The following is a 19,537-nucleotide window of genomic DNA, read 5'->3' as shown; positions in this document are numbered from 1 at the left end:
CATCGCAAGTGCGTCGCGACGATCGTCACCGAAGCGTGGCGGCAGTCGCCTCGCGTCGCTCATTCGCAGCGGGGAGCATGACCTTGGCCACGCGGATACCCAAGCGAAGCAGGCTCGGAGAAGCCTGCTATCCCGTCACCAGCCAATGGATTGCGCATGGTGCCAGCCTCGATCTCTCCACGCGCGGTGCATCGCCGATAGCGCACAAGGGCCTCATGGCGATCCTCGGTGGCGGCCGCGGCTGCCAGCTGCGTACCGACGCGAGCGTGTGCGCGATCTGGATTCCGTTGCGCGGTCGCGTCCAGATCGGCAGCGACGGCGACAGCCTGCTGCACGTGGGGGAAGCGCGCGTCACCGAAGCCGACGCGGGTGCGCATGCGATCGGACGCGGCAATTCGCTGTGGGTCGTGCTGCTCGGCCGACCATCCGCCTGGCGCCACGTCATGCAGGGGCAGTTCGGCATCCCGCTCATGGATGCCTCGCTGATTCCGGCGCGACATGCAATCGACATCGATCTCAGGCGCCGGACGCTGGGCCTGGCGCGTGCGATCGCCAGCGGGGAAGGCATCGACATGGCGGCCGACAATGTGGTCGAGCGCCTGCTCACCTTGCAAGCCGGCTTCGCCGACGCGATCGGGCGTTGCGCGGGCCGAACGTATGCGCAGCGGCGCCAGGTCTTCGTGCGCCTGCAGCGCGTGCGCAATTACCTGACCGCGAACTGCCACCTGGAGATCGACAACGACGAGCTCGCGCGCCTGGCGAACTACTCGCCCTGCCATTTCATCCGTGCGTTTGGTGCCGTCTATGGCGAAACGCCGCACGCGTTCCTGGTGCGACAGCGACTCGCGCGGGCCACCCGCCTGTTGCGCGTCGGCATGCTGGCCATCAACGAGGTCGCCGCGGAAAGCGGCTTCGAGACCGCGAGTGCATTTTCTCGCTCGTTCCGGCAGCGCTTCGGCATGACGCCGGGAAGCGCTCGGCGACGTGGCGAGCCGGTCGATGCGCTGGCGGGCTAGCGAACGCGCAAATTTTTCACGCCGCCGGCGTGCTTTTGCTTAGGCGAACGCTTCACGCTTTCTTAATGTGTGCGACAGATTGCCGTCTTCTGCGGCAATCCTTCATTGGAGAAGAAAACATGGCAAATGCACTGCTCCGAAGCGCGATACAAAAGGGGTTGCGCACCTACGGTCTGGCGGGAGTTTCGACGCTGATCGGGATCGGCGTCGGCGTCGGATCCGCTTCGGCACAAGACGCGGACACCACCAGCCAGAAGCTCGACACGATCACCGTCACGGGTTCGAACATCCGTCGCGTCGATATCGAAACGTCCAACCCGGTCATCACGGTCGACCGCGCCGAGATCCAGAAGTCCGGCAAGCTGACCGTTGGCGACCTCATCCAGCAACTGCCGACGATCGCCGGCAACGCCAACAACCCGAACGTCAACAACGGCGGCGGCACCGGCGGTGCCTTCATCTCGCTGCGTGGCCTCGGCAGCAACCGCACCCTCGTGTTGCTGGACGGCAAGCGCATCACCAATGGCGACGTCAATGCGATCCCGAGTGCGGCGATCGAGCGCATCGAAGTCCTGACCGACGGCGCTTCCGCGGTGTACGGTTCGGACGCGATCGCGGGCGTGGTCAACTTCATCACGCGCAAGGACTACCAGGGCGCGGAGCTGCAGCTGAACTACGGCATCTCCGATCGCGACGACGGGGCGCGTCGCGGATTCGCCGTCACGTTCGGCCAGACGTCCGACAAGGGCAGCCTGATTGCCGGCATCGACTACAACAAGACCGACCAGATCCTCGCCGGCCACCGCGACTTCTCGCAGTTCTCCCTTTCGTTGAACCGCACCGGCACTGCGGTGCGTCGCGCAGGTTCGTTCACGGGTCCGGGCGGCTATTTCGTCGGCGTGCCGCAGTTCGCCAATTGCAGCTACTACGGCTACGGTACCGTCGATCCGAGTGCACCGGGCGGCGATGGCATCCCGCAGGGCTACCGTTGCTACCAGCCGGCCTCGTCGACGAGCACGGGTGACACGTTCAACTTCGCGCCGATCAACCTGATCACCACGCCGCAGGAACGCGTCAACTTCTTCGTGAACGGCAACTACAAGCTCGGCGATTCGATGGAAGCCTACATGCAGGTCTTCCACAACTCGACGCGCTCGGCTGCACAGCTCGCTCCGCTGCCGATCCAGCTGGGTCCGTCGGGCGTCACCGTGACGGCCGGCAACCCGTACAACCCGTTTGGCGTCGACATCGGCGCCGGCTCGGCCGACGGCTACGACTTCGGCGTGCGCCTGACCGCGCTCGGTCCGCGCATCATCAACTTCAACACGAAGACCGACCAGGCGCGCATCGGCCTCAAGGGCAACATCTTCGATACAAGCTGGCAGTACGACCTGTGGGGCAACTACGGCCACCAGTCGATCGCGTTCCGCAACGTCAACTACTTCAATGCGGCGGGTGCCGCGCGCGCGCTCGGCGACAACTGCAACCTGCCGCAGGCGGGCGTGCCGTTCGACACCAACACCTGCCTGAACATCTTCAACCAGCAGGACCCGAACACCGCGACGCTGCTGCACCAGTTCTATTCGCTCGGCGTCGACAACGGCAGCCTGCAGACCGAGCGCCAGGGTGGCCTCGACGTCAACGGCACGCTGTTCGACCTGCCGGCCGGCTCGGTCGGACTCGCGGCCGGTGCGAACTACCGCAAGTTCTACCTGCGCCAGTTCGCCGACACGGTCACGCTGACCGATCCGGTCACCAATACCTGCCCGGCCGGCTCCGCGTCACTGTGCACGTCGCCCTACACGGGCGGCTACAACGTGAAGGAAGCGTACGTCGAAGCGTTCGTGCCGATCCTGAAGGACCTGCCGTTCGTGCACAGCCTCAACGTGACGCTCGGCGATCGCTGGTCGAAGTACAACACGTTCGGCAGCACCAACAACTGGAAGCTCGCAGTCGAGTACCGTCCGATCGAGGACCTGCTGCTGCGTGGCACGCTGAGCAAGGTATTCCGTGCGCCAAACACCGTCGAGCTATTCACCGGAACGGTGAGTTCCTTCGATTCGTACACGTTCAATCCGGCATTCGGCGAGCCGCGTTCGACCGGCAACACGCAGGTGCAGACGATCTTCACCGGTGCGGCGGTTTCGGGCTTCCCGATCAAGCCGGAGAACGGCAAGTCGTTCGACTTCGGCGTCGTGTACGACCCGCAATGGCTGCCAGGGCTGTCCCTGAGCGCGGACCTGTGGCGCATCTACCTGGTCAACAACATCCAGCGTCCGACCGGCCAGACCATCGTCGACCTGTGCTACGCGCCCACGCACGCGTACGACGCGAGCAACCCGTACTGCGGCTACATCAACCTCAATGCACAGGGCACGATCACGAACATCAGCGGCGTGTCATACGTCAACCTCGGCCGTCTCGACGCGAAGGGCGTCGACTTCGCGGGTGTGTACAAGCTGCCGGAGACCTCGTTCGGCAACTTCACGCTCGGCCTCAACGCGACGTACCTCAGCACGTACAACAGTGCCGTACCGGCCAGCCCGACGTCGTTCGTCGCGGGCACGTACAACCAGCAATTCGGCAGCTTCCCGCGCTGGCGTGCACTGGGCAGCGTGTCGTGGCAGATGGGCGACTTCTCGGCCAACTGGCAGCAGCGCTACATCGGCCACCTTGCCAACAAGGCGGGTGCGTTCCGCGGCCTGCCGCAGGGGTTCCTGCCGATCGGTGCGGTCGTGTATCACAACGTTTCGTTCGGCTACAACATCGAACCGATCAACACGCGCATCGACATCGGCGTCGACAACCTCGGCGACAAGCAGCCGCCGCTGTACTACCAGTCGACCGTCAATGCCAACATCGACATCAACACCTATGACCCGATCGGCCGCTACTACTGGGGTCGCGTGACCGTCAAGTTCTGATGATGTCCATGGATGGACGGAATGCCGGAATTGCAGGAGCAAATTCCGGCAGTCCATGGATGGACTGAACACCTGGTCCGCTGGCGCTCCCGGCGCCATCGGACACTTACCACATCCGTGTGGATCGCAATGCAGGAGCAATTGCAGGTGTGCCATGGATGGACGGAATGCCGGTCCGCGGATGTTCCAGACATCCGCGGATACTTCCCACATTCCTGTGGGTCGGTCTCCTGGCGCTCCCGGCGCCAGCAGACACTCACCACGTCCTTGTGGATCGAATTGCAGGAGCAAATTCCGGCAGTCCATGGATGGACTGAACACCTGGTCCACTGGCGCTCCCGGCGCCAGTGGACACTCTCCACATCCGTGTGGATCGCAATGCAGGAACTCCAGACAGGCCACGCGGCGATCCCGCGTGGCCTTCGTTTTGGCGGCACGCAGGTGCCGGGCGGAAGGTGCCGCGCGATGCGGACGCCTGAGTGCCGCGCGTGCACGAACTTGCGGATGCCTCATTCGCGGCGCAGGATGATCGCCGGGACGCGCCGGAGTGGGAGTGCGCAACCCGAAACCGGAAAGAGCGTCGTGGCCATGTCTCGTTGCGCGGCCATTTGCCGTTCCCTAGGGAGGAGAGGGCCGCGCATCCGCGCCTGGCCCTGCGCATACCATTGGAGGAGGCGACATGCACAGGCACCTGGACTGGATGGTCCGCACGATTTCGTTGTTGCTCATCGCCGCGTTCGCGCAGCAGGCGGATGCCGTGAATGGCGTGGTCGGGCCGGGCAATTGCAATTACGCGGGATTCTCGAGCGTACTGTCGACGGTCGACGGCAGCGGCGGCGGCACGATCACGTTCAACTGCGGCACCGCGACGATCACGTTTGCCGGATACAAGCAGGTCTCGAATGCGGTCGTCATCGATGGCGGCGGAACGATCACGTTCGACGGCGGCAATTCGTCGGCATTTTTCCAGATATTCGGTTCGGCGACTCTTGTGCTGAAACGCCTGACCCTGCAGCACGGCGAGTTCAGCAGCGCGCATGCGCTGGAGAATTTCGGCTTCCTGCGCCTCGACCAGGTCAAGATGCAGAACAACGTGTCGATCGGTGCGCCGATCCTGAACCAGAACAGCCTCATCGTCGAACGCAGCACGTTCTCCGCCAACGTGAACACCGGAACGGGAGCGGACGGCCACGGTGGTGCGATACGCAATGACGGCGGTAGCGCGACGATCCGCTACAGCACGTTCACCGGCAACCAGGCCGCGACTGGTGGCGGAGCGATTTCCAGCACGTCCGACCTCGACGTGGCCGACTCGACCTTCACCGGCAACAGCACGACCGGTGCCGGCTCCGGCGGTGCGGCGATCGAGCAGACCGGCGGCATTGCCACGGTCATGTACTCGACCATCACCGGCAACACCGGCCAGACGTTCGGTGGCGGCATCTACAGCAACGATCCCGCCGTTCTGACGGTCAGCCGCTCGATCATCGCCAACAACACGAACGGCAATTGCGACGGCAGCAGCACGGCACTCGTTTCCGCGGGCTACAACGTCTGGTTCGGTGCGACCTCGTGTTCGTTTTTGCAGCCGGGTGACGGCAGCGGCAATCCGATGCTCGGCGCGCTCGCGAACAACGGTGGTGCGACGCAGACGTTGCTGCCGGCCGCAGGCAGCGCGGCGATCAACCGCATCCCGAACGCGCAATGCATGTTGCCGTACGACCAGCGCGGCGCGACCCGGCCAGGCGGCATCGCGAATTCTTCCTGCGACAGCGGCGCCGTCGAGGCCGGCGCGGCGATCGATCTGATCTTCTACGACAGCTTCGAATAGCCATGCCGCTCGGTCGAGGCGTCGACGGACTGCGAAGCTGCAGCCCGTCGACGCTGCGATCGTCGTTCGCGACTATTGCGTGCACCCCTTGCCGTGCGAACCATGCGCGCCCTTCGCGATCGCATCGGCCTCGCTCATGTACTCGCCCTGCTTGGTCTTGCCGTAGTAGCGATCATTCGGGCAGTGGTAGACCCTGGTCTCGGTATTGAGCCATACCTTGCCGGCACCACCGCCTGCAGCGGCCGTGCGTGTTTGCGGAGCCGCTGGCGGAGCGGCGCGCGTCGATGCCGGCGCCGCGCTCGGTGCAGGCATCGGTGCCGGCGTGGGCGCGGATGCCTTCGTGGCAGGCGCAGGCGGGGAGGGTTTCGGTGCAGGCATCGGTGCTGCCTCGGGAGCCGCTGCCGCGTACCATTCCTTCACACCCTTGTGTCCGCGACAGGCGCCCTTCTTCGAATCCGCGGTCGTGTACGAACCGTCCTTGCACAACCCGGTCGCGTCATCCGGCTTGCCCGTCGACGCCGCTACCGGCGCGCTCGCTGCCGCATCATCGGTCTTCGACTTGCGCGAGGAGGACTTCGTCTTCGTCGGTGCATCGCGGTCGGCGGCGGGTGCGGCTGCACCGGCGTACCACTCCTTGATGCCCTTGTGGCCGCGACACGCGCCCTTCTTCGAGTCGCCCGAGTAGTACGTGCCGTCCTTGCACAGCCCCGTGCTTCCCGCGGGCGCCGAGGCGGGTGCCTGCGCGTGCGCGACCGCGGTGAAGAATCCAAAGCCCATCGCCAACGACATCAGCAGCGCTTTCATGCGAACTCTCCTCGCAGGATGAACCAGCGTTCCGGATCGGAATTGCCCATCCAGCATGGCAGAGCTTCGCGTCGTCAGCTTCGTGAAAGCATCCCTTCAGCAAGGCGCGCGCGTTTCATTCCTTGAAGATCAGGAATGCCGCGACCACGATCAATCCGAAACCGGCGATGTGGTTCCACTTGATCGCCGCGCCGAGATAGAACACCGAGAACACGACGAACACGCCGAGCGTGATGATTTCCTGCATCGCCTTCAGCTGCGCCGGATTGAACACCGCGTAGCCGTAGCGGTTCGCCGGTACCTGCAGGCAATACTCGAAGAACGCGATGCCCCAACTGGCGACGATGACGAGCCACAGCGGCCGGTCGGTGAACTTCAGGTGGCCGTACCAGGCGAACGTCATGAACACGTTCGATCCGATCAGCAGCAGGACGGGCAGAAGGGCGTTCCACATGGGCTCGACTCGCGGCACGGAAAGCGTGCATGGTAGCGCGAGCTTTCGCCGCCACGAGGAGGCCGCTCAACGTGGCGGCGTGGCACGCGTGGCGCGGATTGCGTACAGGCGCTTGTCGGCGGCAGCCAGCGCGCTGTCGAGCGATTCGTTGCCGTGGCGGACTGCGTGGCCGAGGGTGAAGCCGATCGGTGCCTCGCCCCGGTGCGCATCGAGGCGCTCGACGATCTTCGCGGTTTCTTGGTCGTCGGTCATCGGCAGCAGCACGAGGAACTCGTCGCCGCCGGCGCGCACCACGATGTCGCGCGGGCGAACGTGGCCGGCGAGGAACTTGCCCATCGCGACGAGCACCTCGTCGCCGCGCTGGTGGCCGTAGGTGTCGTTCACCTGCTTGAAACGATCGAGGTCGACCGCGATGCATCCCCACGGGTCGCCGTCGCGCAATCCGGCTGCAACCTCCGCCAGATAGCGCCGGTTGTAGCAACCGGTCAGGGTGTCGCGAACACTCCAGTCGCGCAGCTGGCGTTCGTAGTGTTCGCGCTGGGTGATGTCGAGCGCGTGGCCGAGTACGTAGGACTCGTCGCCTTCGTCGTCGAGCGTGTTGTGGAACTGCCACGTGCGCAGGCTGCCGTCCTTGGCCACCAGGCGCAGCACGCCGGACGCGGTCCCGTTACTCGTCACCGTCGCAAGGTACTTGTCGAATTCGGGTCGCAGCTCGGGCGGCATGAAGTCGGACAGGCGCCGGGCGAGGATTTCCGAGGTCGAGTAGCCGAGCGCCGCCGCCGCCGCCGGGTTGGCGGTGAGCAGCACGCCATCGAGGTCGTGCGTGCAGATCAACCCGAGGCTCTGCTCGAACAGCTTGCGCAGGCGCCTCTCGCTCAATTCCAGAGCCTCCACCGCGCGCTTGCGGAACGTGATGTCCTGGATCGCGCCGATCAGGTGCCGCGGCCGGCCATCCTCCAGTTCCGCAGTGCCGACGATGCGTACCCAGATCGATCGCCCCTTCGCCGTAACGAGCGGCAACTCGAGGTCCCAGCCCTTGCCATCGGTCGCGCCTTGCCGGATGGCGTCCTGCAGCACGTCGCGCTGGTCTTCGCGGAAATACCGGACCGCTTCCTCGAGCGTCGGCTGGTGGCCGGGCCGGATGTCATGGATCAGGCAGGTCTGGTCCGACCAGATGATCTCGTTGCTGTCGAGGTCGACCTGCCAGCCGCCGACGCCGGCGACACGACCGGTGCGATCGAGGAACGCCTCGCTTTCCTGCAGCTTGCGTTCAATCTCCTTGCGTTCGCTGATGTCGACGAGCGTGCCGTGCATCGACAGCGGTTCACCATCGTCGCCGCGCAGGGATACGCGCCCCCTGGTCTTCACCCATACCCAGTGCCCGTCCTTGTGGCGCATGCGTGTCTCGGTTTCGAACAGGGTTCTCGCACCGCCGAGGTAGGCCGCGAGCATGTCCCGCACGTGTTGCCAGTCGTCGGGATGCGTCTGGCGCATTTCACCTTCGCCCCGGCCGCCCGCAAGTTCGGGCGCGACCGCGTGCAGCGGACTGGCAACGATGATTTGTTCGCGCGGTTCGTGGCCGAGTATCCGGCTCCATTGCGCATTGACGCGCAGTTCGCCGCTCTCGAGATTCCACTCCCAGACACCGGCATGGGTTGCCTCGAGGATGCTCGCCAGGCGCTGGTGGTCTTCGCTGCGGCGTCGCTCTGCCTCGCGTTCGCCTTGCAACGCCGCGTTGCGCTCGAGCGCGAGGGCGCGCTGGTCGAGCGCTTCGGCGGCCGCGCGGGCGAGCTCGCGCAGGATCGCCGATTGCTCGCGCGTCAGTTCGCGCGGCTTGTGGTCGATCACGCACAGCGCACCCATGCGCAGCCCGTCCTTCAAGGTGATCGGTGCGCCGGCGTAGAAGCGCACGTCGGTTTCGCCGGTGACGAGCGGGTTGCCGGCGAAGCGCGGGTCCTTGCGCGCATCGGGCACGATGAACACGTCGTCGTCGATGATGGTGTAGCCGCAAAAAGCCACGTCGCGCGGCGTCTCGCTCGTGCCTTCCAGGCCCACGTTGGCCTTGAACCACTGCCGCTCGGCATCGATCAGGCTCACCAGCGCGATGGGCGCGCCGACCGCATGTGCGGCCGCGCGCGTCAACGCATCGAACAGCGGCTCGGCTTCGCTGTCGAGTACGTTCAGCGCCAGCAGGCGCCGCAGGCGTGCGGCTTCATCGGCGGGAAATGGGGCTGGATGTGTCATGCGGCCAGGGGCTCCGCGGCAACGGCGATGCACGCGGACTGTTCTCTGCGCACGCGCTCGACCCTACACCTGGGCTCAGATCAATTCCACAATGCACGGGCGGGCCATTCATGCGCCAGTCCGGAACGCCGTTCAACCGCGGCGCAACGACCGGACAGCGTGTACACGCCGCTGGCAAGCCGGGGACAGCGTGTTGGGCGCAGCGGCGAAGCTGCGCCCGGCACTCAACCCGCGCGTGGCAGCACGGTCGTCACGCGCACGACGAAGCCGTGGAATTCCTGCATGTACTTGCGCAGGAATCCTGCGGTGCCTTCGTTGCCCACGTTGCCCTCGTCGTCGATCAGGCCCGGCGTGAACTGGATGTAGGCTTCCAGCGTGTTCATCAGCGGCGAGTTGCAGAAGCACAGCACGCTGCGCAGGTGTTGCTGCGCGACCGCGGTGCCGATCGCGCCCGGCGAGGTGCCGATCACGCCGGTAGGCTTGCGGCTGAAGGAGTTGTGCCCGTACGGGCGGCTGGCCCAGTCGATCGCGTTCTTGAGTGCGCCGGGGATCGAACGGTTGTACTCGGGCGTGACGAACAACACCGCGTCGACGTCTGCGATCGCCTGCTTGAAGCGGTTCGCAGCCTCGGGGAAGTCGGCGTCGTAGTCGTAGCTGTAGAGCGGCAGGTCGCCGATGGAGATTTCGTGCAACTGAAGCTCCGGAGGCGCCAGTTTCGCCAGAGCCTTCGCCAGTTTGCGGTTGATGGAAGCCTTGGCCAGGCTGCCGACCAGATAACCGACCTTGTAGGTTGTCATGGCACTCTCCGATGGGTGCCCGAACTTAGCACGATCGCTGCGGCCTCGTAGTCGCTCGGTGCTGCCCGCTGTACCCGTTCCCTGCTCGCTGGAACGTCGTCCTGCGAACGTCGTCGCAACTCCTGCTTGCCTGCGCCGGAAGCAAGGCGAATAGTAGCCGCTGCCCCGATGCGGAGTCCGCCATGTCCTCGCCCGTTCCCGAGCATCCTGCCATCGCGGCGCCACGACTCGACGAGAGCGCGGCGAAGCAGCTGTTCTTCGGCAACATCCTCGAACAGAACCTGTTCCCGTACCCGCTTATGCGCGAGCGTGATCGCGAGATGCTCGGTGCGATGACCGATGCGATCGACCAGTTCCTGACCGACAAGGCCACCGATCTCAAGCGCTACGACCGCGAAGCGGAGCAGCCCGCCGACTTCATCCAGGCGCTGCGCGACATGGGCCTGTTCGGCCTGATCATTCCGGAAGAATACGGCGGGCTGGCATTGTCGAACGGCGCCTATGCGCGCGTGCTCGGCCAGACCAGCAGCCACGACAGTTCGGTGTCGCTGACCATCGGCGCGCACAGTTCGATCGGCATGAAGGGCCTGTTGCTGTTCGGCAGCGATGAGCAGAAGCAGCGCTATTTGCCGCGCCTCGCCAGCGGCGAACTGATCGCCGCGTTCTGCCTGACCGAATCCGGCGCCGGTTCCGATGCCGCTTCGATCCGCACCAGGGCCACGCGCAACGACGACGGCAGCTGGACGCTCAACGGCGAGAAGATCTGGATCACCAACGGCGGCATCGCCGGTTTCTACACGGTGTTCGCGCGTACCGACACGCCGGAAGGCAAGATCACCGCGTTCCTGGTGGAGGCCGCGTGGCCGGGTGTCAGCCATGGTCCGCACGAGGACAAGATGGGCATCCGCGCTTCGTCCACGACCACCGTCGCCTTCGCCGACGTGCGCGTGCCGGCGGAGAACGTGCTCGGCCCGGTCGGCAAGGGCTTCAAGGTCGCGATGAGCATCTTGAACAGCGGCCGCACCGGCCTCGGTGGTGGCGCGGTCGGCGGCATGCGCACGCTGATCCGGCTGGCACAGGCGCAGGCGAAGGACCGCAAGCAGTTCGAGCGACCGATCGCCGAGTTCGGCCTCGTGCGCGAGAAGCTCGCGCAGATGGCGGTGGACTGCTTCGCCGCCGAGAGCACGGTATGGATGGTCGCGCACCTGATCGACAGCGGCTGCACCGATTATTCGGTGGAGGCGGCGATCAGCAAGGTGTTCGCCAGCGAAGCGGTGCAGCGCGCGTCGTACGAGGCATTGCAGATCGCCGCCGGCACCGGCTTCATGCGCGAGTTTCCGTACGAGCAGGTCACGCGCGACACGCGCATCCTGTCCATCTTCGAAGGCACCAACGAAATCCTGCGCCTGTACATCGCGCTGTCGGGGCTCAAGGGCGTCGGCGCGGGCTTGAGCGAACTGAAGGCGGCGGTGGGCGACATCTTCAACGACCCGATCAAGGGATTCGGCGTGCTCGGCGACTACACCAGCCGGCGCATGCGCGAGGTGACCGGCGTCGGCACCGACCGCATCGCGCAACTCCTCTCGCCTGCGCTGCGCAAGGCCGCTGGCACCTACGAGAAGTTCGTGGTCGAACTATCGCGCGCATCCGACGCGTTGTTGCGCAAGCACGGCAAGGCGATCGCCGACCAGCAGCACGCCCAGAAGCGCATCGGCGACATCGCCATCGACCTGTTCGTCGGCCTGTGCGTGCTCTCGCGCGCCGACAGCCTGCTCAAGCAGGCCGACCCGACCGCGGCCGACGCGCTGCTGATTGCCGAGACGTTCACCCGCCAGGCACGCCGGCGCATGGCGCGCAACGTGCGCGGGCTGGAGCGCAACGAAGACGCCGCGATCGAACGGCTGGCCGGCATGGTGCTGGAGCGCGGTGGCTATCCGTGGGACGTGATCTGAACGCAGCTCAGGTTCGCCGCAACACGACCATCGGCGAGGTGCGCGCGATGCGCAGCGTGCCGATCCAGCCGGCGAGCGCGACCAGCAGCGCGGCGCCGGCGACCAGCGCGGCGAGCGGCAGCAGCGGTGGCGTGTAGCCGGACAGCTTGAACACGCCGCTCGCGAGCGTGCTGCCGAGCAGCGCCGCAGCCGCGACCGCGATCGTGCCGGCGAGCACGCCGAGCGTGGTGAACTCGGCCAGCACCGCGACCGCGAGTTGACGGCGGTGCGCGCCGAGCGTGCGCATCAACGCGGCCTCCGTGCGCCGCTCATCCGCGGTTGCCGCCAGCGCGGCGAGCAACACGAGCACGCCGGCGACGAGACTGAAGCCAAGGACCCAGGTTACCGCCGCGGTGACGCGGCCGACGATGTCGCGGATGCGGTCGAGGATCGCGTTGAGATCGACCAGCGACAGGTTGGGGAAATCGCGCGACAGTGCCGCGAGCGCCGCGGTGCTGTCGCCGCCGAGATGGAAACTCGCCACATTGCTGTGCGGCAGGTCGGCGCCGGTTTGCGGATCGAGCATCAGGAAGAAGTTCGCGCGGAACGAATCCCACTCGACCCGGCGGATGCTCACGACTTCCGCTTCGATCTCGCGCTCGCCGATGCGCACGGTCAACGTGTCGCCGAGCTTCAGCCCGAACAGGTCGACCCACATCTGCTCGACCGAGAGCGACGGCCGCTTCGATGCGGCGTCGAACCAGCGGCCTTGCAGCAACGTGTTCGCATCCGGCAGCGTTTCGCTCCAGCTCAGGCGCACTTCGCCTTCGGTCCAGTCGGCCGCGCGGCGATCGTCCGCCTGCGCCGGCTTCGGTGCGTGGCCGTTGATCGCGACCAGCTTGCCGGAGGCGAGCGGCAACAGGTTGACGTTGCCGGCGCCGAGCGCGTGCAGGCGCGTGCGGAACGCGTCCTGCTGTTCCGGTTGCAGGTTGATCGCGAACCAGTTCGGCGTGTCGGGCGCGAGATCGGCGCGCCAGCGTTCAAGCAGTGAAGGGCCGATCACGCCGAGCACCGCGAGCGCGGTGAGGCTGAGCGCGAGCGCGCCGGTCTGCAGCAGGGTCAGCGTACGTCGCCGCGCGAGGTTGGCGAGCCCGAAGCGCAGCGCACCGCGCAGGCGCGCGGCGAGGCGCCGCACCAGCCAGAGCAGGGCGAGTCCGAGCAGCACGGTCGCCAGTGCCACCGCGGCGAAACCGATGCCGAGCGTCGTCGCTAGACGCACGTTGCCGGCGCCGTACAGCACCAGCGCGGCGCCGACGACGAGCGGCAGCAGATAGAGTGCGTCGAAGCGGCGGATGCGCGCGCCGACATCGTGGCGGAATACGCGCATCGGCTCGACGTCGCGCAGGCGCAGCAGCGGCGGCAAGGCGAAGCCGAACAGGACCGCGACACCGACCGCGAGCGCGGCGAGCGGCGGACCCCACGGGACCCTCGGTGCGGCACCCGGCAGCAGGCCGCTGGCGAGCTCGAGCACGAGTTGCTGCAGGCCGAGGCCGAGCGCGAGGCCGAGCAGGCAGGCGGGAATCGCCAGCAGCGCGAGTTCGAGCAGCAACGCGACGAGGATCTCGCCGCGGCGTGCGCCGAGGCAGCGCAGCAGCGCGACCTCCTCGGTCTTGCGCCGCGCGAAGCGCTGCGCGCCGAGCGCGATCGCGACGCCGGACAGCAACGCGGCGAGCAAGGCGGCCAGGCGCAGGAAACTCTCGCCGCGCTCGAACGCGTTGCGAAGATTCTGCTGCGCCTGTTCGACCGTGGTGATGCGCGCGCCATCGGGCAACTGCGGTTTCGCCCATGCGGCGAATGCGGCGACTTCGTCCGCATCGCCGGCGACGAGCAGGCGATGGCCGGCGCGACTGCCCTTGCCGAGCAGGCCGCCCGCTTCCGCATCGGAAAGATTCATCAGCACGCGCGGCGCGAGGCGGAACAGGTTGCCGCTGTCCGGCGCCTTCGCGATCTCGCCGGCGACGAGCAGGTCGCGCCCGCCGAGTTGCACGCGCGCGCCGACCGCCACTCCGAGCGAAACCAGCGCGGCGTGATCGGCGTAGACGCTGCCCGCCGGCGGCGTGTGCGCGGGAGTTTCTCCGCCCTGCGCATCGCGCACGCTCAAGGCGCCGCGCAGCGGGAACGCCGGATCGCTCGCACGCACGTCGCACAGTTGGCTCTTGTCGTTGGCGAACAGCACGCTCGGGAATTCGGCCAGCCGGTTCGTCGCGAGGCCGCGTCGCCGCGCCTCGTCGCCGAATGCGTCCGGCAACGGCTTGCTCGCACCGATCGCGAGGTCGCCGCCGATCAGTTCGGCCGCCGACGCGACCAGCGCGCGTTCGACCCGCGCCGCGAGGGTTGCAACGGCGGCGAGCGCGGCGACCGCGAGCACCAGAGCCATCGCCAGCGTCGCCAGTTCGGCATGGCGGAATTCCCGGCGCAGGCTGCGCGCGGCGAATGCGAGTGGCCTCATGCGACGTCCATCGCGATCTTTCCTTCGCGCAATTGCAGGCTGCGCGCGCAGCGCGCCGCCAGCGTCGCGTCGTGGGTGACCAGCACGAGCGTCGTCGCGTGCTCGCGATTCAGTGCGAACAGCAGGTCGCCGACGCCGGCGCCGGTGCGCTGGTCGAGGTTGCCGGTCGGTTCGTCGGCGAACAGGATCTCCGGGCCATGCACGAAGGCGCGCGCGAGGGCGACACGCTGCTGCTCGCCACCCGAAAGCTGCGCCGGATAGTGGTGCCTGCGCGCCGCGAGGCCGACGCGCGCGAGTGCCTCGGCGGCGCGCTCGCGCGCGTCGTCGCGACCTTCGAGGTCGAGCGGCAGCATCACGTTTTCTTCCGCGTTCAGCGCCGGCAGCAGGTGGAAGCTCTGGAACACGAATCCGACGCGACTGCGGCGCAGGCGCGCGCGTGCCTCCTCGTCGAGCCGGTCGAGGCGCTCGCCGGCGAGCGCGATCGTGCCGGAACTCGGCCGGTCGAGGCCGGCGAGCAGGCCGAGCAGGGTGGTCTTGCCCGAGCCGGACGCGCCGACAATCGCGAGGCTGTCGCCCCGCGCCACATCGAGGCTGACGCGGTCGAGGATGGTCAGGCGTCCGTCTGGACCATCGACGGTTTTGCTAACCTCGCTGGCATTCAATGCGAATCCGGTGTCGCCAACCATGCTGCGTATCCTTCTCGTCGTGCTGTTGTTCGTGTCGTTGCCGCTTGCCGCGGCGGAACCGCGACCGCTGCTCGTGCTCGGCGATTCGCTGTCCGCCGCCTACGGTCTCGCGCCGCAGGAGGGGTGGGTCGCCTTGCTGGCCGAGCGCGTGCAGTCCTCGAAAGCGCCAATACGGAAAATCGTCAATGCAAGCATCAGCGGCGAGACCAGCGCCGGCGGTCTCGCGCGCCTGCCTGCCCTGCTGGCCGAACACAAGCCTGCGCTGGTCGTGATCGAACTCGGTGCCAACGACGGCCTGCGCGGATTGCCGCTGGCGCAACTGCGCGACAACCTTGCGAAGATCCTCGCCGCGACCCGCGCGGCCGGCGCCCGCGCCGTGCTGGTCGGCATCGAGCTGCCGATCAACTACGGCCCGCAATATCGCGACGGCCTGCGTGAGCTGTATCGGGGCCTCGCGCACGAATTCAACGTGCCACTGGTCCCGTTCCTGCTCGAAGGCGTCGCGCTGGACCCGGCCCTGATGCAGGACGACGGCCTGCATCCGAAGGCGGCCGCGGAACCGCGCGTGCTCGAAAACGTCTGGAAAGTGCTCGAACCGGCATTGAAAGCCTTGCCGAAAGGCTAGGGCACTGCAGGAGCGCCTGGTGGGAGCGGCGGAAGCCGCGGCAGACACCTTGTGGCGCTCGGTTGCTCTGTTTTGCTACTGCGCGCAGGAGCGCGCTAGGCAACCGGCCCGCAGGGATGCGGAACGGACATGCAGGGACGCGGGTCGGTCATCGCGAAAACAGTACCCCCGAACGAACAAAACCGCGCAGCGAAACAATGCCATCCCCACCCAAAGCGCCGCCGCGCGGCGGCGCATGGGCCGAATGGCACATGGCGCCCCGGCCGGGCGCCCGCTAGCCTGCCAGACCACGCCTTGCTGCGCCGCTCGCGGCGCGTGTCCTTTTTTGCCTGGAGGGGATCCCCCACATGATGCGAACGAAACTGCTCACGATGACGATGAACATGGTCCTTTTCGGCGCCGCCGGCGCCCTGCTGCAGCCGACCGACGCGCTGGCCAAGGGCGCGGCGACGTTGCCGGCGAGTAATCCGTTCGCGGCTCCCAGCACGCTGCCGTTCCACGCGCCGCCGTTCGACAAGATCAAGGACGCCGACTACCAGCCCGCGATCGAGGCGGGCATGCGCGAGCAGATCGCGGAGATGGACAAGATCGCCGCGCAGAAGGACGCCGCGACGTTCGCCAACACGATCGAGCCGATGGAACGCAGCGGCCAGATGCTGAACCGCGTCGGTGCGGTGTTCGGCGCGATCACCGGCGCGAACACGAATCCGACCCTGCAGAAGGTGCAGGAAGCCATCGCGCCGAAATATGCCGAGCACCAGGACGCGATCTTCCTCAACGACAAGCTGTTCCAGCGCGTCAAGGCGCTGTACGACACGCGCGCGACGCTCGGCCTCGACGCCGAGCAGAACGAACTGGTCGAGCGCTACTACCGCAACTTCGTGCGTGCCGGCGCCCAGCTCAATGAAGCGGACAAGACCAGGCTGCGCGCGCTGAACAAGGAAGAGTCGACGCTCACGACCGACTTCTCCAACAAGCTGCTCGCAGCGAACAACGCCGGCGCAGTCATCGTTTCGGACAAGGCCGAACTCGCCGGGTTCTCCGACGCCGACATCGCTGCCGCCGCCGACGCCGCCAAGTCGCGCAAGATGGACGGCAAGTACGCGATCACGCTGCAGAACACGACGCAGCAGCCGGCGCAGGTGTCGCTCGAAAACCGCGCCACGCGCGAGAAGCTGTTCAAGGCTTCGACCGAGCGTGCCGAACACGGTGACGCGAACGACACGCGCGCGATCATCCAGCGCCTCGCGGTGCTGCGCGCCGAGCGCGCCAAGCTGCTCGGCTTCCCGAACTACGCGACCTACACCCTCGACGACCAGATGGCGAAGACGCCGGAAGCCGCCGAGAAGCTCATGACCGACATGGTGCCGGCGGCGACCGCGAAGGCGCGCGGCGAAGCGGCCGCGATGCAGGCGCTGATCGACAAGAACGGCGAGAAGTTCAAGCTCGCGCCGTGGGACTGGCAGCACTACGCCGAGAAGGTGCGCAAGGCGCAGTACGACCTCGACGAGTCGCAGATCAAGCCCTACCTCGAGATCAACCGCGTGCTCGAGGACGGCGTGTTCTTCGCCGCCAACCAGATGTACGGCCTCACGTTCAAGGAACGCAAGGACATCCCGGTGTACAACCCGGACATCCGCGTGTTCGAAGTATTCGACAAGGACGGCAGCTCGATGGCGCTGTTCTATGCCGACTACTGGAAGCGTGACAGCAAGCGCGGTGGCGCGTGGATGGACAACCTCGTCGGCCAGTCGGGCCTGATGGGCACCAAGCCGGTCGTGTTCAACGTCTGCAACTTCACCAAGCCGGCCGCCGGCCAGCCGGCGCTGATCAGCTGGGACGACGCGACCACCATGTTCCACGAGTTCGGCCATGCGCTGCACGGCATGCTCTCGAACGTGAAGTATCCGACCCTGTCGGGTACCGGCGTGCCACGCGACTTCGTCGAGTTCCCGTCGCAGTTCAACGAGCACTGGGCGAGCGAGCCGAAGGTGTTCGCGAACTTCGCCAAGCACTACAAGACCGGTGAGCCGATGCCGGCCGCGCTGGTCGAGAAGATCAAGAAGGCGAAGACGTTCGACCAGGGCTTCGCGACGACCGAATACCTCGCCGCCGCACTGCTCGACATGAGCTGGCATTCGCTTGGCGTCGACGCGGGCAAGCAGGATGTCGATGCGTTCGAGAAGAAGACCCTGCACGACCTCAAGATCGACATGGCCGAAGTGCCGCCGCGCTACCGCACCTCGTACTTCGCGCACATCTGGGGCGGCGGTTACGCCGCAGGCTACTACGCCTACCTGTGGAGCGAAGTGCTCGACCACGACGCGTTCTACTGGTTCCGCGAACACGGCGGCATGACGCGCGAGAACGGCCAGCGCTTCCGCGACATGATCCTCTCGCGCGGCAGCACCGAAGACATGGCAAAGATGTACCGCGACTTCCGCGGCCGCGATCCGAGCGTCGAGCCGCTGCTCGAACAGCGCGGCCTGAAGGAAGAGGCGCCCGCGGCAAAGTAGGATTCGCACGTTTTGCAGCGCACGGGGAGGGACTTCGGTCCCTCCTATTTTTTTTGTGCGCTGCGATGTCTCAAGCCCTCCCCTTCAAGGGGAGGGTCGGGTGGGGATGGTGTTGCTCTTGCTGCGATTCCAGCAAGAGCATCGCGGCTTCCGCCGCTCGTACAGGCGTCCGTCTATACTCGTCGCATGCCCTTCCTGGGAGAACAGCGATGCGCTTGTCCCTCGTCGCCGCGCTTGCCATGTGCGCGTGCGCAATGCCGCTTGAAGCCGCCGTGCCCGTACTCGTGATCCACGGCGGCGCCGGGGTCATCCGCAAGGACCTCACGCCCGAGAAGGAAAAGCTCGTGCGCGCCGACCTCGAAGCCGCGCTCGCGGCCGGCTACGCCGTGCTCAAGGAGGGCGGCGCGAGCCTCGACGCCGTGACGAAGGCCATCCTCTTGCTGGAGGACTCGCCTCGCTTCAACGCCGGCAAGGGCGCGGTATTCACCCACGACGGCAGGAACGAACTCGATTCCGCGATCATGGACGGCGCGACCTTGCGCGCGGGCGCGGTCGCCGGCGTGCATCGCGTGAAGAACCCGGTTCTGCTCGCGCGCGCGGTCATGGAAAAGTCGCCGCACGTTTTCCTCGCCGGCGATGGCGCGGAGGAATTCGCGAAGACGGCCGGCATCGAACTCGTCGACCCGGCGTACTTCCGCACCGACGCGCGCTGGAACGAATTGCAGGAAGCGCTGAAGGCGGAAGCCAAGGCCCAGCAGTCCTCGCTCGGCCGCGCGATCCATTACGGCACCGTCGGCGCGGTCGCGCTCGACAAGGCGGGCCACCTCGCCGCCGCGACTTCGACCGGCGGCATGACCAACAAGCGCTGGGGTCGCGTCGGCGACTCGCCGATCATTGGTGCCGGCACCTATGCGAACGCGCATTGCGCGGTGTCCGCGACCGGCTGGGGCGAGTACTACATCCGCAGCGTCGCCGCGCACGACATCTGCGCGCGCGTCGAACACGGCAAGCAACCGGTCGCCAAGGCTGCGGATGCAGTCGTCATGGACGTCGTGCCGAAACTCGGCGGCGACGGCGGCGTCATCGCACTCGACGCGAACGGAAATTTCGCCACGCCGTTCAACACCGACGGCATGTACCGCGGCTGGGTGGATCGCGACGGCAAGGTGCACGTGGCGATTCTGGAGAAAATAGATTGAA

Annotated in this window: 13 protein-coding genes; 7 read left to right on the top strand and 6 right to left on the bottom strand. The window is 66.7% G+C overall.

Translation table 11 applies throughout. The annotated features are described in order from the left end of the window. Window positions 1–77 precede the first annotated feature (77 nt). From ACILRJ_RS10860 to ACILRJ_RS10850, 3 genes are all read left to right on the top strand, one after another. Window positions 78–1,016 (top strand): helix-turn-helix domain-containing protein, encoded by a 939-nt coding sequence (locus tag ACILRJ_RS10860; protein WP_395683205.1) that lies wholly within the window; start codon window positions 78–80, stop codon window positions 1,014–1,016. A 119-nt stretch (window positions 1,017–1,135) separates the two neighbouring features. Then, window positions 1,136–3,940 (top strand): TonB-dependent receptor plug domain-containing protein, encoded by a 2,805-nt coding sequence (locus ACILRJ_RS10855; RefSeq protein ID WP_395683204.1) that lies wholly within the window; start codon window positions 1,136–1,138, stop codon window positions 3,938–3,940. Window positions 3,941–4,619: 679 nt separating this feature from the next. Further along, complete coding sequence (locus ACILRJ_RS10850; RefSeq protein ID WP_395683203.1) at window positions 4,620–5,771, top strand: choice-of-anchor Q domain-containing protein; 1,152 nt, start codon at window positions 4,620–4,622, stop codon at window positions 5,769–5,771. Window positions 5,772–5,843: 72 nt separating this feature from the next. Here the strand turns inward: ACILRJ_RS10850 and ACILRJ_RS10845 are convergent, their stop codons facing one another. The 4 genes from ACILRJ_RS10845 to ACILRJ_RS10830 form a co-directional block, all read right to left on the bottom strand. Further along, entirely contained in the window at window positions 5,844–6,575 is a 732-nt protein-coding gene (locus ACILRJ_RS10845; RefSeq protein WP_395683202.1) for a DUF3761 domain-containing protein, read from the bottom strand. A gap of 115 nt (window positions 6,576–6,690) precedes the next feature. Next, entirely contained in the window at window positions 6,691–7,029 is a 339-nt protein-coding gene (locus ACILRJ_RS10840; protein WP_395683201.1) for a DMT family protein, read from the bottom strand. 66 nt (window positions 7,030–7,095) lie between these two features. After that, a complete protein-coding gene (locus ACILRJ_RS10835) occupies window positions 7,096–9,273 on the bottom strand; it encodes a PAS domain S-box protein (RefSeq protein WP_395683200.1) in 2,178 nt (725 codons plus the stop codon). 224 nt (window positions 9,274–9,497) lie between these two features. Next, complete coding sequence (locus ACILRJ_RS10830) at window positions 9,498–10,070, bottom strand: NADPH-dependent FMN reductase (RefSeq protein WP_395683199.1); 573 nt, start codon at window positions 10,068–10,070, stop codon at window positions 9,498–9,500. Between the two features lie 182 nt (window positions 10,071–10,252). Here ACILRJ_RS10830 and ACILRJ_RS10825 point away from each other — a divergent pair, with 182 nt between their 5' ends. Beyond that, window positions 10,253–12,022 (top strand): acyl-CoA dehydrogenase family protein, encoded by a 1,770-nt coding sequence (locus tag ACILRJ_RS10825; protein ID WP_395683198.1) that lies wholly within the window; start codon window positions 10,253–10,255, stop codon window positions 12,020–12,022. A 7-nt stretch (window positions 12,023–12,029) separates the two neighbouring features. Here the strand turns inward: ACILRJ_RS10825 and ACILRJ_RS10820 are convergent, their stop codons facing one another. Together ACILRJ_RS10820 and ACILRJ_RS10815 are read right to left on the bottom strand one after the other, a co-directional pair. Next, the gene (locus ACILRJ_RS10820) at window positions 12,030–14,510 is read right to left on the bottom strand and encodes an ABC transporter permease (RefSeq protein WP_395683197.1); all 2,481 of its coding nucleotides are present in this window, start codon (window positions 14,508–14,510) and stop codon (window positions 12,030–12,032) included. Further along, a complete protein-coding gene (locus ACILRJ_RS10815; RefSeq protein ID WP_395683196.1) occupies window positions 14,507–15,196 on the bottom strand; it encodes an ABC transporter ATP-binding protein in 690 nt (229 codons plus the stop codon). The genes ACILRJ_RS10820 and ACILRJ_RS10815 overlap by 4 nt, the downstream gene beginning before the upstream one ends. Here ACILRJ_RS10815 and ACILRJ_RS10810 point away from each other — a divergent pair. The 3 genes from ACILRJ_RS10810 to ACILRJ_RS10800 all read left to right on the top strand — a co-directional run bounded on the left by ACILRJ_RS10810 (window position 15,195) and on the right by ACILRJ_RS10800 (window position 19,536). Next, on the top strand, window positions 15,195–15,821 hold the full coding sequence (locus tag ACILRJ_RS10810) for an arylesterase (protein ID WP_395683195.1): 627 nt from the start codon (window positions 15,195–15,197) through the stop codon (window positions 15,819–15,821). The genes ACILRJ_RS10815 and ACILRJ_RS10810 overlap by 2 nt on opposite strands. A gap of 347 nt (window positions 15,822–16,168) precedes the next feature. Further along, window positions 16,169–18,337, top strand: coding sequence for a peptidyl-dipeptidase Dcp (gene dcp, locus ACILRJ_RS10805; RefSeq protein WP_395683194.1), 2,169 nt, complete (start codon window positions 16,169–16,171; stop codon window positions 18,335–18,337). Between the two features lie 209 nt (window positions 18,338–18,546). Beyond that, window positions 18,547–19,536: an isoaspartyl peptidase/L-asparaginase family protein gene (locus ACILRJ_RS10800; RefSeq protein ID WP_395683193.1), complete on the top strand. Its 990-nt coding sequence runs from the start codon at window positions 18,547–18,549 to the stop codon at window positions 19,534–19,536. Window position 19,537: the final 1 nt, after the last annotated feature.

Source organism: Dokdonella sp. (assembly GCF_044227025.1).
Lineage (GTDB): Bacteria > Pseudomonadota > Gammaproteobacteria > Xanthomonadales > Rhodanobacteraceae > Dokdonella_A.
The sequence above is the reverse complement of the archived record's forward strand: the minus strand, read 5'-3'. Positions and strand labels throughout refer to the sequence as shown.